Source organism: Shewanella scandinavica, assembly GCF_031932065.1.
Lineage (GTDB): Bacteria > Pseudomonadota > Gammaproteobacteria > Enterobacterales > Shewanellaceae > Shewanella > Shewanella baltica.
Window position 1 is genome coordinate 185,274 of sequence record NZ_JAUOES010000007.1, and the last position, 14,474, is coordinate 199,747.

A 14,474-nucleotide genomic window follows, 5' to 3' on the forward strand; every position below is an offset into this window, starting at 1 on the left:
GAGGAATATGAGTTTTAGCTACCGCAGCATAGTCGTGCTACTCAGTGTCATTATTTTCGCGAGCTTACTTAAGCTCGCGTTTTTTGCTGTGCCAAAAGATAACACTGCACCTATGCTTAATGCGCAAGAGGTACGCCAAGATCTCTATGCCTTATTGGATCAAATCGAGCAACACTCGGCGTTTTATGCGTTAACGCCCGACAAAGCCAGTCCGCAACTCAAATATATGGCGAGCCTGATTGTCGAGCAGTACCAAGACATCACTCCCAATGACCGCTTTGCCGCTGAAATCACTAAACTACTCAATAGCCTCAAAGATCCCGGTGCTCAAGTACACAACTTCAACGCTCAAAGCGGCGAACTCCCGTTAACCTTACGACCACTTAACGACCAGTGGTTAGCCTTAGATAGCAGTAATAGTCCAATCAACAACGACTTTCCCTTTGTGACTCATATCGACGGTTTACCTATGAGTAAATGGGTAGCAGCCAGCCAAGCCTATTTACCTGAACCTGCAAAACAGAGCCAAGAAATGCAGTTACCTTGGCTGAAAAAACTTAACCTATTGCGTGAAGATTTAGGCCTCAGCATCAAGCCCTATGTGCTCATTACGCTGATTAATGATGATCTGCAAACCCAGCAGGTGACCCTCGCCCTGCCAAGCCACGAACCGCAGACTCAATTAGTGGAAAATAATCAAGAAGATCAGACACAAGATATGAGTGTTTTTGAATTCATTAATCAGTTATCTCAGTTTGAGCGCACCGAATTTCAAGACGTTCCACATCAATTAGAGACGGTTAATAATACTACGGTCAAACTGAAGATCAGCGATCTGTACGCCTTTGAATTGAATAGAGATCTACAGCAAGAACTGCTCAAGGGTATGACGCATCCATTACTGATCATCGACTTACGTGATGCTAGTGGTTTTAGCCCAAAGTTATTGACCCTATTATCGCGATATCAAGATACTGATTTAAATAACACTTTAGCGCCGAACGTGATGGGATTTGCACACTATCGCCGCTCACCGGAACTGAGAAATGACTATCTGCAGCCACTCAACTTTAAGCCTTTAGATGCGCTCGAATACAGTGTGCCTCGACTAAAATCCCTCACCCGCAACTTACCCTCAGTCGATGAAGATAAATTCAGCCCTTGGTACGTTCGCACTAAACCTGCGGTGACTCCTGAAGGGCGAAATCGCTTAGCACTGCTCGTGAGTCCCAAATGCCGCCAAGAATGTGAGTGGATTGCCTATCGCACTAAATCTTGGTCTAGGGCGAATTTGATTGGTGAAAAAACCTCGGGCGACTTTGCTCGACAGTACCATTTTAAACTGCCAAACAGTGAATTAGACATAAGATTCAGTAGTTCATTGACCTATGACGCACAGGGAAAACTCTTGTCAGGTGCTGGGACTGAGCCCGATATTTGGCTTCCCCAAAACAGTGATATTCAATGGCAAGGATTAGTGAGTTTAGTGCGTTCCGCTAAACCAAAAACTCAGATAATTCAAACATCACAACCCACTAAGCTAGCTCAAGCTAAGCTGAATTGAATCAAAAAAAGAGCCAGCAATCTGCTGGCTCATTTCAAACATTGATTCGTTAACTGATATCAGTTAGCTAAAGAATGGATTCTAGAATTATTTCTTTTCAGTCGCTTTAGAATTGGCAACTGAACCTATAACCAAACCTTGCTTATTCACATCAAAGCTCATTTGAACTCGCATGTTGTAATCTTTAAGCATTTTCATTTCTTCAGGGATTGGCTCGCCGCTCATTTCTAACAACGTCAGCATTGGAGTGAACATCTTGCCGTAGTCAGCAGATAAGCTGTACATGCCATTCGCAGACAGTTTCTCGCCCGCTAATTTGTTTGCCAACGCCAGACCTTTATCACCGCTATACACCACTAAATGCTGACCTTTAATCGCGAGCATAGGCTTAACACCTAACTCAGGAGGCAACATCAATATGGGTGATAAGTCAGTGGCATCGCCGTTATCGGCTAATTGCAATTCGGCCAACATAGGTGCAAAAGGCTTCACCATATTGAACAACATAGATGGGTTTTCGGCGCTGAGGCTGACTAACGCATCTAAGCTTTCTAACTTAGGCTCTTGATCTTGTGTGCTCATTTTAAAGTCGAGCAATGAAACGCTCATGCCTTTCACACCGTTCGCCATGCCTGTGAACATGCCTAGCATAGCTGGGCTCTGTTGGCTCAACTCTGCTTGCAACTCTGCCAGTGGCGCACAGGTCAATTGCGGCTTTTGCAGATCATCCCAAATAGCCGTTAATGAAGGTGCAACTTCGTTGACATCTAAGCCTATGCCCATAGAGAAGATAGTGCTGTCGATATCCGCCAGATGTGCAGGAATAAAGCCACGCATCTTTTGCATTGCCGCAAGAATTGGTTGATTCTTAGTTTCAACCACAAATGAGGCCGCCATATGGCTTTCTTTTTCTGTCACAGAAAACGCGGTTAAACCCGCAACCGTGCGCGGCCAATTAGCAGCAATGGCGGTTAATTCGGTGCGACATTCAGGTGTTCTAATTTGCGCTAATGGATCTTCACCGACGCTTTCATTAGCAAAAAACTTCGTCAATTGCTTAGATAACATATTGCTATCGGCTGAGGTCAACGCCTTTACAATTTCCACATGGTTGATAAAGCTGATGCTGTCATCTTTAAAACCATGGGTCTTAATAATATCGTCCAATATGCCAGAAGCGGCTAATGACTGCGGCGCCTTCTTAATACCGAATGCCATTTCTAATAATTCAGGCTCGGTAATAGAAGTGCTGAAAGTAATCGTTAATATGCCATCTTTTTGGGCAAATAACAGATCAGCTTTTTCAGTTGAAGCTTCATCCGATAATGCATAAGCGCGATAATCAACATCACCCACTTTACGCATTTCGTGGGTCACGCCACTGTCTTTTTCGGCTTTATCTAATGCAGCCCAAAATGCATCCGCTTGATTGACGTCAATCTTGAATACAGGCAAAGCACCTAGAGTATAGAAATATGGTTTAATTTCATCAGGAAAACCAAAGGTTTTCAACAGTAAGGCTGGATCTTTAATGCCATCCATATACTGCTGATAAATGCTGACGAAGAACTTACCCATAGGGCTATCCAGCTCACCAAATTCGGCAAGCGCGTTACTTGGATATTGCTGATAATTTCCAGAAATAGACTGTAAATACGCTTTCAACGGGAAGGGTTTTAGCTGACCCGAAAATATCGGCGTATCAGCAGGCACATAGTCGAGCAAAGGATTTGCAGAGGCACTAGAGCCAGCACCATTCTGCGTATACCAATAACCACCCGCACCAGCTGCAATAATTGCCGCGGCAATCACAATCTTTTTCATTTAAGAAACTCCATTTAATGACAATTCAATTTTATGAAATCAATACCTAAAGTAATCCCTAGGTATTTGAATATTTATCCGCTCTTACATATCCCTTACGCAGATAATGCAAAATCAGAAAACTAAGGTATAAATTTTGCCCGATAATTTAACATTAAACCGATACAGAAGCGAACAGGATAGGGAATCAAACCGTTAAAACGCATCAGCGTTAACCTTAATTCAACAGGTTTCCAATCTTATTTCAATTCAGTAATAAAAGATCTTTAAGTCGTCGACGATTAACAAAGTGCCCAATGACACATAAATGCATCTGGGCAAAACTCACACGTCAGACCTTCATCCCGCTTCGTGGACTTTTTTAAGCGTGACGTCACCTAACTGGCGCATTTGTTTGCGGATCCAAGCGGAACGCTGCTGCACATAGGACGACGGAGGTGACACTTTATAACGCCAAGGATTGGGTAAGATAGCTGCGAGTAATGAAGCCTCATATTGGGTGAGTTTTGCCGCAGACTTTCCAAAATAATGCTTTGATGCCGCTTCGGCGCCGTAAATACCTGGACCAAATTCGACGATATTTAAATACACTTCAAGGATGCGCGACTTATCCCAAGTCAGTTCCATCATTAAGGTAAACCAAGCTTCTAATCCCTTACGAAAAAAACTGCGGCTAGACCACATAAACAGGTTTTTCGCCGCCTGCTGACTTAAGGTGCTGGCTCCGCGAACTTTAGTGCCTTTCTGATTGTATTTCAGCGCCGAGCTTATCGCGGCTAAATCGAATCCCGTATGCTCGGCAAAACGTTGATCTTCTGCGGCGATCACCGCCAATTGTAACTCAGGAGAAATGTGCGCTAAATCGCGCCACTGATGCATAACTTCCCCCATAGGTGCAGGTGGAAATAAGGCGCGTTCAATCCGCCAAGTCCACATGGGTGGATTAACGAATCTGAGTAGAATAACCAATAAGATTGAGCCAATTAATGCCCATACTAATCCCTTGAATAGCCAAGACAATAAACGACGAAAGCCACGCTTACGCCTCTGAGGAGCAGGACTACTCGACTTATTGGCACTAGGACGCCTGACATGATCTCGCATCGCATATAAAGGAGCCGTCATTTACACCATCTCATCCGCGCACTCTCGTTTCTGATATCCAGTTAAGCTAATCCATTAGGCATTCTTTACAACGTCCAAGGCTTATTAGAAAACCGTTTAAAGCACTAAGGAAGTTGCGGGCCGATCATGCTACGACAATGGAGGAAATACCAAGGATATCTTACTCGATAATCAAAGATAGGCAGAGAAATAACCACAATAACAAATCACTATTGAATATGGCGAGGGCTTAACTTAACTTGACCTCGGCAGCTTTGACGACAGCTGACCGAGGTTGCAATGACTGATTAACGAGGGCTAGCAAGTCAATCAAACAGCTTGTTACTCGCAGCTGCGAGTCAGGTTTTTAACGATTTCACTGCATCCAGTCGAATGATATCAATACACAGCAAACCCAGCCCATAAATACCGATATACAACCACTTAACCTCGGAAAAGACATGAATCATGTCAATTTCACAGTAAAATCCCTCAAAACCATCTACGGGAACTTCAAAATATAGTTCAGGCTTAACCAATGTGCATAACTCTGTGAGTAAAAATGTACAACATTTTTATACTTTAAAGAGCCACTAACACTAACCCTATGAATATCAATATATCTCAGTGAAATGACGCTTAAATGACATCGATTCGCTTTATCGTCAATCCAGAGTATTAAATTCAACCAAAGATAACGCTTATCATACAGAAATATAAAACGCCCCAATGGCAATTGAGGCGTTTAATATTTTAAATCAATAAGATGACTAGATATCGTAATGCAGGCCACACTCACGTTTCAGCCCATTAAAGCGCGTTTCTTCCTCTGTCATCCCTAATTCAAGTGGTTTACTCGAATGGGTATCACCAACAGAAACATAGCCTTGATCCCAAAGTGGGTGGTACGGCAAGTCAAATTGAGTCAAATATAGGTGCACATCTTTATTCGACCACTCGATAATCGGCAGTAACTTAAAGCGAGTGCCATGAATCGCCAGTATCGGCAGCGCCTCACGAGTGCTGGCTTGGCTACGTCTCAGCCCTGCAAACCAAGTACCGACGTCAAGCTCGGCTAAGGCGCGTTGCATAGGCTCAACTTTGTTTAAACGGTTGTATTGCTCTAGCCCGTCTAACCCTTGCTCCCACAACTTACCAAAGCGTGCCTCTTGCCATGCAGCTGTCATCACTGCTTGATATACTTTTACATTCAGTGATAAACGCTGTGTCAGCTCATCGATAAACTGATAGGTTTCAGGGAACAAATACCCTGTATCCGTGAGGATAACCGGAATATTCGCCTGTGCCTGGCTCACCATATGCAGCATCACTGCGGCTTGAATACCAAAACTTGACGACAGTGCATGATTACCGGGCAAATAAGTTAAGCCCCACAACACTCGCTCTTGTGCGCTTAATCCAGCTAAGAACTGATTTATGCGTTCAAGCTCTATCGCTTGCTCGGCCTTAGGCGCACTCAATAGCGCCGTTAACTCGGCCGTGCTGACCACAGTCGGCACTGTATCACTGGTTTTTTGCTCAAGATCAACCATGAAAATCCTTAGCGGCATCAATCACCGCCTTCACAACGCCTACGCGGACGGTGAAGTTACCAAAGGTTTCGCCTGCATCACGCTCAACGGCGTAGCGGCCAAACAGGGTATCCAATTCGGCGAGAATTTCCGCCTCTTGGATATTTTCTCTGTGCATCTTGTTCAGACGAGTCCCTTCAAAGCTTGCGCCTAAGTACAAGTTGTAACGGCCTGGCGCTTTACCTACAAGCCCAATTTCAGCGGCAAATGGACGTGCACAACCGTTTGGACAACCCGTCATCCGCACCACAATCGCTTGCTCACTGATGCCGTGTTTTGCCTGCAGCGCATCGATATGATCGATAAACTCAGGGAAGTAACGCTCAGCTTCCGCCATTGCTAATGGACACGTCGGCAAGGCCACACAGGCAATCGAATGACCGCGGGTTTGCGTCAACACTTGGCCCAGTAGTCCGTGTTTACGGGCTAAGCCTTCAATCGTGGCTTTATCTTCTACCGCTACACCTGCGATGATCATGTTTTGATTCGAGGTCATGCGGAAATCGCCTTTGTGGATCTTAGCTATTTCACGCAGTCCCGTTTGCAGGGTTTGACCCGGTAAATCTTTAATGCGGCCGCTTTCGATAAATAAGGTTAAATGCCATTTCCCGTCAACACCTTCAACCCAACCATAACGATCGCCGCGATCGCCAATCACTACATCACGCTTAGGCTCAAACTTCACCCCAGCGCGCAGTTCGACTTCGGCTTTAAACTGCTCATAGCCATGGTCGACGATAGTGTATTTAAGGCGTGAGCGTTTACGGTTAACACGATTACCCCAGTCGCGTTGCACTGTCATGACAGCTTCAGCAAACTTCATTACGTCTTCAGTTTTAATAAAACCAAAGTCGTCAGCCAGACGTGGGAAGGTTTCCACTTCGCCGTGGGTCGAGCCCATGCCGCCGCCCGCCGTTAAGTTAAAGCCAACCAGCTCGCCGTTTTCAGCAACCGCGATAAAGCCTAAATCGTTAGTGTAAACGTCAACATCGTTATCGGGAGGAACCGCAACCGCCATTTTGAACTTACGTGGCAGATAAGTTTTGCCATATACAGGTTCAACGGTTTCATCTTCGGTTGAGAGTAACTTTTCTTCGTCTAACCAAATTTCGGCATAAGCACGCGTGTGTGGCAGCAGATGATCAGACAGTTGTTTCGCCACCGCATAGGCCTGCTCGTGCAGTTTCGATTCCACCGGATTGGGGTTACACATCACGTTACGGTTAACGTCACCACAAGCGGCAATCGAATCCAGCGCTTCACGATCTAAGTCTTGAATAATGGTCTTCAAGTTACGCTTAGGAATACCGTGGTATTGGAAGGTTTGACGGGTCGTTAAACGTATGCTGTTTGAGCTGGTTAAGGTCGACGCAATTTTATCTACACCTAACCATTGCTGTGGAGAACAAATACCGCCAGGTACACGGGCACGCAACATAAAGCTGTATAAAGGTTCGAGTTTTTGCTCTTTACGTTCGTTACGTAAATCGCGGTCATCCTGCTGATAGAAGCCGTGGAATTTGATCAGCTGCTGATCGCCGTCACTGAAACTGCCGGTTACCGCAGAATCTAAGCCTTCTTTGATCGTACCGCGCAGGTAATCACTGTCGGTCTTTAGGTATTCGTTTAACGCTAACTTTTGCTCACTCATGGCAACTGCCTCTTCAAATTCGGTTCGCTGACTGCACTGGTCATCACGTGTGCAGCTTTGGCTATTCTTATGCGTTTCTTATATGCGCAACGGTTGAGATTAATACACGTCTTTTTGGTAACGCTTATCGCTGCGCAGTGTTTCAAAATAGGCTTCAGCAGCTTCGGGATTCAAACCACCGACTTCGACTGCTACCTCAATCAAGGCTTGGTGAACATCTTTTGCCATACGTTCAGCATCACCACAAATGTACAGATGCGCGCCGTTTTGCAACCATTGCCACAGGGCTTGGCCTTGTTCTTTAATACGGTGCTGCACATAAACTTTATGGGCTTGATCGCGTGAGAACGCCACGTCGATACGGCTTAAATCACCATTTTTCAAATACTGTTGCCACTCAGTTTGATACAAGAAATCCTGCTCAAAGTGTGGATTGCCGAAGAATAACCAGCTATCGCCTTGGATCCCTTGTGCTACGCGCTCCTGCATAAAGGCACGGAACGGCGCAACACCTGTGCCTGGGCCAACCATAATGACCGGTGTTTCTGGATTCTCGGGTAAACGGAAATGCTTATTAGGCTCAACATAAACCTTAACCTGAGTGCCTTCCTGCGCAGAGGCTAAGAAGTGTGACGCGCCGCCAAAACGGGCCGCGCCGTGACGCTCATCTTCCACTAACGCCACGGTTAAATGGACTTCGGTTTCCACTTCACTTTGGCTTGAGGCGATAGAGTAAAGTCTTGGGGTTAATGGGCGCAGTAACTCAAGCAATCTTGCCGCGCTTAACGTGACAGCGCTATTTGTTAACGGATACTGGGCGACTAAATCCGCAAATTGATGCTTAAGGATAAACTGACGCACTTGTTCTTTATCTTCGCTCAATGCCAACAGTTCAGCACTGCCGCTCAGTTCGGCCCATGCTTTGACTAATTCAGGATACAACTGAGTCAGCTCTTTCTTCTCAAGCAAAGCTTGCTTAAGGGTCAAAGATTCTGTGCCTAGGGTTACTAACTCATCGGCGGCCAATGACAGACCCGCTAAGACTTCATCGACTAACACTTCATTATTGCTAAACCACACACCGAGGGCATCACCCGCTTGATAGCTTAAGCCTGAGTCGCCAAGGTCAATTTCAACGTGGCGCACATCTCGGTCTGAACCGCGGCCGGTAATTTTTTGGCTCGCTAGCACTTCAGCGCTATAGGGGTTTTGCTTAGTAAACTCGCTTTCGCCAATCGTTTTAGCGGTACCGATAGATACCACACTGGCGGACGAGGTTTCGATAAGCGGCTTAACGGCCTCTAATACATCGGCGTGCCACTGGCCCGCGGCGGCTTCATAGTCCACATCGCATTCAATCAAAGGTAACAATGACTTAGCACCCAGTAGCGCTAAACGAGTACTAAAGTCTTTACCGGTTTGGCAGAAGAATTCATAACTTGAATCCCCCAGCGCAAGTACTGAGTAATGTAGATTGTCTAACTTAGGCGCACGTTTCGATGCTAAAAACTTATGTAATTCAATCGCGTCATCCGGCGCTTCACCTTCACCATGAGTGCTGACCACCAGCAAGAGCACAGTTTCTTGTTTCAGTTGGCGAACATTGTATTCGCCCATTGAAGCCAGATTGACCGCATAACCTTGCGCCTGTGCTTTATCGGCGAGCGCTTTGGCGACACCACGGCCATTACCCGTTTGACTGCCATAAAGAATCGTCACTGTTTGAGCAGTTTGCGCTTCGGTGGCGGGAGCTAGTTGGCCAGCATTGGCGGTGGCAGCAAGATAGCCACTCACCCAAGCCAGTTGCACAGCACTTAACTCAGAAGTGAGTTGTTTTAGCTTCTCGACTTGTCCTTGAGACAATGGCGAAGCCAGCGATGAAAGTTCTTTTAACAACATGAGACGGCCCTATGACAGTGTAATGTCCACAAGCTTATCGCGGTTTAAGAAAAGCAAAAAAGAATAAAATCGGATTTTTAATTCCATTTTGGAATATACAAAGTGCAAAATTTAAGCTACAAAAGTGTGCACTGGTTAAAAGTTTTTGATCCGACCAGTGCAGAAACGGCCTGCTTGAGAAATATGCACTTGTGCCAAGCTAAAGTATTGCCACAATGGTCATGAGCCTGTCGAACAGAAATTTCTGTTGCCCACAGAATAGTTTGTTTTTAAAACAAAAAGTGTCCATCCTAGATTGAATGCCCGAACTGACTCGAATCACCAGCCGAGTAATCGCTGGCGATGACAGATTTTGCAGTTGAGTACGATGAAGGAAGCACAGCAGGCGGAACGATTATATAAACCATCAGGGAGTAGTCATGCAGATTGGAATACCGAGAGAAAGTCTCGCCGGTGAAACTAGGGTCGCCGCGACTCCAGCCACCGTCGAGCAGCTTAAAAAACTCGGCTTTGAAGTTGTTATTGAGGCCAATGCGGGTCAACTGTCAAGTTTCGATGATGCAGCCTTTGAAGCTGCAGGCGCGAAGGTGACAACTGACGTTTGGCAAGCCGATCTGATTTTTAAGGTCAATGCGCCAAGCGACGCCGAAATCGAACAAATCCAAGACGGAGCAACTGTCGTCAGCTTTATTTGGCCCGCACAAAACCCTGAGCTGGTTGAGAAGTTATCTAAACGCAAAATCAACGTGATGGCGATGGACATGGTGCCACGCATCTCCCGTGCCCAGTCACTCGATGCTCTCTCCTCTATGGCCAACATTGGCGGTTATCGTGCCGTTGTTGAAGCCGCGCATCAATTTGGCCGTTTCTTTACCGGTCAAATTACCGCTGCCGGTAAAGTGCCGCCCGCTAAAGTGCTAGTGATTGGTGCCGGTGTGGCAGGTCTTGCTGCCATTGGTACTGCTGGTTCGCTTGGCGCCATAGTGCGCGCCTTCGATACGCGCTTAGAAGTGGCGGAGCAAATCGAATCCATGGGCGGCCAGTTCCTTAAACTGGATTTTGGTAACGAAGAAGGTGGCTCATCCGATGGTTATGCTAAAACCATGTCGGATGAATTTATTGCTGCCGAAATGGCGCTGTTTGCTGAGCAAGCCAAAGAAGTCGATATCATCATCACTACGGCGCTGATCCCCGGCCGTCCTGCGCCTAAGCTCATCACTAAAGCTATGGTCGATAGCATGAAGAGCGGCTCAGTGATCGTCGATTTAGCCGCTGCAACTGGCGGTAACTGCGAATACACGCAATCGGGCGAGCTGTTTGTCACTCCGAACGGCGTAAAAGTGATTGGTTATACCGACCTACCCGGTCGTCTACCGGCGCAATCGTCACAGCTTTACGGCACTAACTTAGTCAACCTGATGAAGTTAATGTGTAAAGAGAAAGACGGTACTGCCAGCATCAACTTCGATGATGTGGTCATGCGCAACATGACTGTGATTAAAGAAGGTGAAGTGACCTTCCCGCCACCACCGATTTCGGTTTCTGCAGCGCCGGCAAAACCTGCCGCGAAAATCGCGCCTAAAGACACCACCCCGAAAGCGCCATCTAAGCTCAAATACGTGCTCGCCGGCTTAGGCGTTGCTGGATTTGCAGCCGTGGCATCGGTTGCACCGCCAGAGTTCCTGTCCCATTTCACGGTATTCTTGCTGTCCTGCGTCGTGGGTTATTATGTTGTGTGGAACGTATCCCACTCACTGCATACGCCTTTGATGTCAGTCACTAACGCGATTTCGGGCATTATCGTGGTCGGCGCCCTACTGCAAATCGGTCAGGGTTCAACTTTGGTCACTGTACTGGCGTTTATCGCCGTGCTGATCGCCAGTATTAACATCTTCGGTGGCTTCACCGTCACTCAGCGCATGCTGAAGATGTTCCGTAAGGATTAAGGGGGTTTAACGTGTCTCAAGGACTGGTAACAGCAGCTTACATTATTGCCGCCATTCTCTTCATCTTCAGTCTCGCGGGACTGTCGAAGCAAGAGACGGCAAAACACGGCAATTTATTCGGTATCTTAGGTATGGCAATCGCCCTACTGGCTACCATTTTCAACCCTGATACTAACGGTATTGCGTGGATCTTAATCGCCATGGTGATTGGCGGCGCGATTGGTATCCGTTTAGCATTAAAAGTCGAAATGACTGAAATGCCTGAACTGGTTGCCATCTTGCACAGTTTTGTTGGTATGGCCGCGGTATTGGTTGGCTTTAACAGCTTTATCGACTTACACCCACAGGAAGTGTCGCAAGTCGTCGTAGCTGTCGGTGGCGATATTAATACGACCCTCGCCGCTGTGCACGATGCCCTCAGCGAAGCGGCCAAAGCCGCCAGCAAAGAACATCTCACTGGCGCCATGCTTAACATTCACTTGGTCGAAGTTTTCCTCGGGATCTTCATCGGTGCGGTCACCTTCACAGGTTCTATCGTGGCCTTTTGTAAGTTACGCGGCGTGATTTCATCTAAACCTTTGATGCTGCCACATCGCCACAAGTTGAACCTAGTGGCAGTGCTCGTGTCTTTCGCCCTGTTGGTGTACTTCGTCCAAACTGGCGGCACTATGCCAGCACTGCTATTGATGACCTTGATTGCCTTCGCCTTTGGCTGGCATTTAGTCGCATCGATTGGCGGCGCAGATATGCCAGTGGTGGTGTCTATGCTTAACTCCTACTCAGGTTGGGCAGCGGCGGCAGCGGGCTTTATGTTGTCAAACGACCTCTTGATTGTCGTTGGTGCATTAGTGGGTTCATCGGGTGCAATTCTGTCTTACATTATGTGTAAGGCGATGAATCGCTCGTTTATTTCTGTAATAGCTGGTGGCTTTGGCACAGATGGCGTGGCCTCGACTGCCGATGAAGAAATGGGCGAATACCGTGAAACCAACGCCGAAGATGTGGCGGATATGCTGAAAAATGCCACCTCTGTCATCATCACCCCAGGTTACGGAATGGCAGTGGCGCAGGCGCAATATCCTGTCGCTGAAATCACCAAAAGACTGCGCGATCTTGGCGTGAAAGTCCGCTTCGGCATTCACCCCGTTGCAGGCCGTTTACCCGGCCACATGAACGTACTGCTGGCGGAAGCGAAAGTCCCCTACGATATCGTGCTTGAAATGGACGAAATCAACGACGACTTTAACGACACTGACGTAGTACTCGTCATTGGTGCGAACGACACGGTTAACCCTGCGGCAATGGAAGATCCAGGTAGCCCAATCGCAGGCATGCCTGTGCTCGAAGTATGGAAAGCACAAAACGTTATCGGCTTTAAGCGCTCGATGAACACAGGTTATGCCGGCGTGCAAAACCCACTGTTCTTCAAAGAAAATACCCAAATGCTGTTTGGGGATGCAAAAGCCAGTGTCGAAGCGATTTTAAAAGCACTTTGAGTCTGATGTAATTTCAGCAGAGTGGCAATCGCTTAGGCGAAACACACTGTTTCAATGATAAAAAGGGAGCTTAGGCTCCCTTTTCATTTCACATTTCTTTAAGCCTTTTAAGATAGTCTCCGCGCCCATAGGATGTGAGGCTTTACATGCCCACAATCCCCATCGCTTTCGCAGGTCAAAATGCGAAGTAGAATCTAACGCTATTTGAAGGAAAGAGTGAATGCTACTTGGACTGTTTATCCTGTCTGGCGTATTAATCAAAACCTCATTACTCGGACTTGGCTGGATATCGATTGCCATCGGCCTCAGTGGGTATCTGTTTTGTCGCTGGTTTCATTTCAATTTGGATATCAAACTGATTGGGAAATTTAGACGCCTTTTCATCACAGCTGCGGCTCTGCATCTTCTGGTCTATATCGGCTTAATCACTAAGCTTTTCCTTATCGACAGCTTAGAAGACTTGCCCACATTTCTGATAAGTCACTTAGTGTTTCACCACATCATCAGCGCTGCTATTGCTGCCACATTAACCTTCTTGGCGATTCGCATCTATTTACAGCAGCAAAAACTAACTCAAGCCTATCGACAGGAATTAAGCTAACTCAACAAGGTTTTGATGACAAATGCCGAAGGAGAAAGACTGGTTAAATTCATCATTAGCTTAAGTGCCATAAAATAATGGGGTACTAAAACAGATCATGCAGAGGTGGTGTCAGCAACACTGAATTCATCAATGAATTCAAACATCAGGGATAAGAATGACCCCTGATGTTTAGGGAGGAGCTAAGCCAAGATACGTTAGTCTACGGCAATGTCGTTATCGTTAAGCTCTTTTGACAGGGTTTCATAATTCGTTTTAAGCTTCGGCAAAGTATCTTCTTGGATCTTACTCAGTAAATTTTGTAGCAGGCCCTTGCCGTAGGAAACACTGTAGTGGCGGGTTTCAATATTACTGATGATCTGCTCAGACTCTAAATAAAAACGACGAATATCGGACAAGATATGACTCGGCGTCTCTAGGGCATTGGCTGAATAGCGCATATTATCCCAAACAAACAGTCCCATTTGCGGGCGCATTTTCACTAAGCTATTACCGCTCACCGTTTCAACCGTGTCGACATAACGGCTCAAAGTGGCCACGTTATCACTCACTTCATCATAGAGCGCATGGCGCAGATGATAGTTGTTTTGCATATTACTTAAGTTATCGAACTTAATCGCCTGCGATAAACCTTCCTGCGCGGCCAAATACACCCCGACAACCGTCGCAATGATCATAAAGACCTGACTCACCCAAAAACTGGTTTTGATGAGCTCTGTATTATCGAGCTTGATGTTACGTTTGGGAGCATCGGCGGCATTAGGGCTAGGGTTCATGTCCATATGTGTATCCTGTCA

10 protein-coding genes are annotated in these 14,474 nt (G+C 46.6%); 4 read left to right on the forward strand and 6 right to left on the reverse strand.

The genetic code is table 11. The annotated features are described in order from the left end of the window. Positions 1 to 7 precede the first annotated feature (7 nt). Positions 8 to 1,564, forward strand: a complete 1,557-nt coding sequence (locus Q4Q50_RS08245) for a S41 family peptidase (RefSeq protein WP_311899013.1) — start codon at positions 8 to 10, stop codon at positions 1,562 to 1,564. A gap of 87 nt (positions 1,565 to 1,651) precedes the next feature. Here Q4Q50_RS08245 and Q4Q50_RS08250 read toward each other — a convergent pair whose 3' ends face one another. The 5 genes from Q4Q50_RS08250 to Q4Q50_RS08270 all read right to left on the reverse strand — a co-directional run bounded on the left by Q4Q50_RS08250 (position 1,652) and on the right by Q4Q50_RS08270 (position 9,634). Next, on the reverse strand, positions 1,652 to 3,388 hold the full coding sequence (locus Q4Q50_RS08250) for a hypothetical protein (RefSeq protein WP_311899014.1): 1,737 nt from the start codon (positions 3,386 to 3,388) through the stop codon (positions 1,652 to 1,654). Between the two features lie 339 nt (positions 3,389 to 3,727). After that, positions 3,728 to 4,513: a monofunctional biosynthetic peptidoglycan transglycosylase gene (mtgA, locus tag Q4Q50_RS08255; RefSeq protein ID WP_311899015.1), complete on the reverse strand. Its 786-nt coding sequence runs from the start codon at positions 4,511 to 4,513 to the stop codon at positions 3,728 to 3,730. A gap of 749 nt (positions 4,514 to 5,262) precedes the next feature. Next, positions 5,263 to 6,045 carry a phosphoadenylyl-sulfate reductase gene (locus tag Q4Q50_RS08260; RefSeq protein WP_311899044.1) on the reverse strand — a complete coding sequence of 261 codons (783 nt, stop codon included), beginning with the start codon at positions 6,043 to 6,045 and terminating at the stop codon, positions 5,263 to 5,265. Continuing rightward, positions 6,038 to 7,735 carry an assimilatory sulfite reductase (NADPH) hemoprotein subunit gene (gene cysI / locus Q4Q50_RS08265; protein ID WP_311899016.1) on the reverse strand — a complete coding sequence of 566 codons (1,698 nt, stop codon included), beginning with the start codon at positions 7,733 to 7,735 and terminating at the stop codon, positions 6,038 to 6,040. Before cysI ends, Q4Q50_RS08260 begins: the two co-directional genes overlap by 8 nt. A 99-nt stretch (positions 7,736 to 7,834) precedes the next feature. Further along, the gene (locus Q4Q50_RS08270) at positions 7,835 to 9,634 is read right to left on the reverse strand and encodes an assimilatory sulfite reductase (NADPH) flavoprotein subunit (protein WP_311899017.1); all 1,800 of its coding nucleotides are present in this window, start codon (positions 9,632 to 9,634) and stop codon (positions 7,835 to 7,837) included. Between the two features lie 419 nt (positions 9,635 to 10,053). On the opposite strand from Q4Q50_RS08270, the gene Q4Q50_RS08275 reads away from it, so the two are divergent. The 3 genes from Q4Q50_RS08275 to Q4Q50_RS08285 all read left to right on the forward strand — a co-directional run bounded on the left by Q4Q50_RS08275 (position 10,054) and on the right by Q4Q50_RS08285 (position 13,677). Then, on the forward strand, positions 10,054 to 11,580 hold the full coding sequence (locus tag Q4Q50_RS08275) for a Re/Si-specific NAD(P)(+) transhydrogenase subunit alpha (RefSeq protein ID WP_311899018.1): 1,527 nt from the start codon (positions 10,054 to 10,056) through the stop codon (positions 11,578 to 11,580). 11 nt (positions 11,581 to 11,591) lie between these two features. Then, on the forward strand, positions 11,592 to 13,076 hold the full coding sequence (pntB, locus tag Q4Q50_RS08280) for a Re/Si-specific NAD(P)(+) transhydrogenase subunit beta (protein ID WP_311899019.1): 1,485 nt from the start codon (positions 11,592 to 11,594) through the stop codon (positions 13,074 to 13,076). Positions 13,077 to 13,296: 220 nt separating this feature from the next. Further along, positions 13,297 to 13,677 (forward strand): hypothetical protein, encoded by a 381-nt coding sequence (locus Q4Q50_RS08285; RefSeq protein WP_311899020.1) that lies wholly within the window; start codon positions 13,297 to 13,299, stop codon positions 13,675 to 13,677. Positions 13,678 to 13,874: 197 nt separating this feature from the next. Here the strand turns inward: Q4Q50_RS08285 and Q4Q50_RS08290 are convergent, their stop codons facing one another. Further along, positions 13,875 to 14,459 carry a hypothetical protein gene (locus Q4Q50_RS08290; protein ID WP_220592125.1) on the reverse strand — a complete coding sequence of 195 codons (585 nt, stop codon included), beginning with the start codon at positions 14,457 to 14,459 and terminating at the stop codon, positions 13,875 to 13,877. Positions 14,460 to 14,474: the final 15 nt, after the last annotated feature.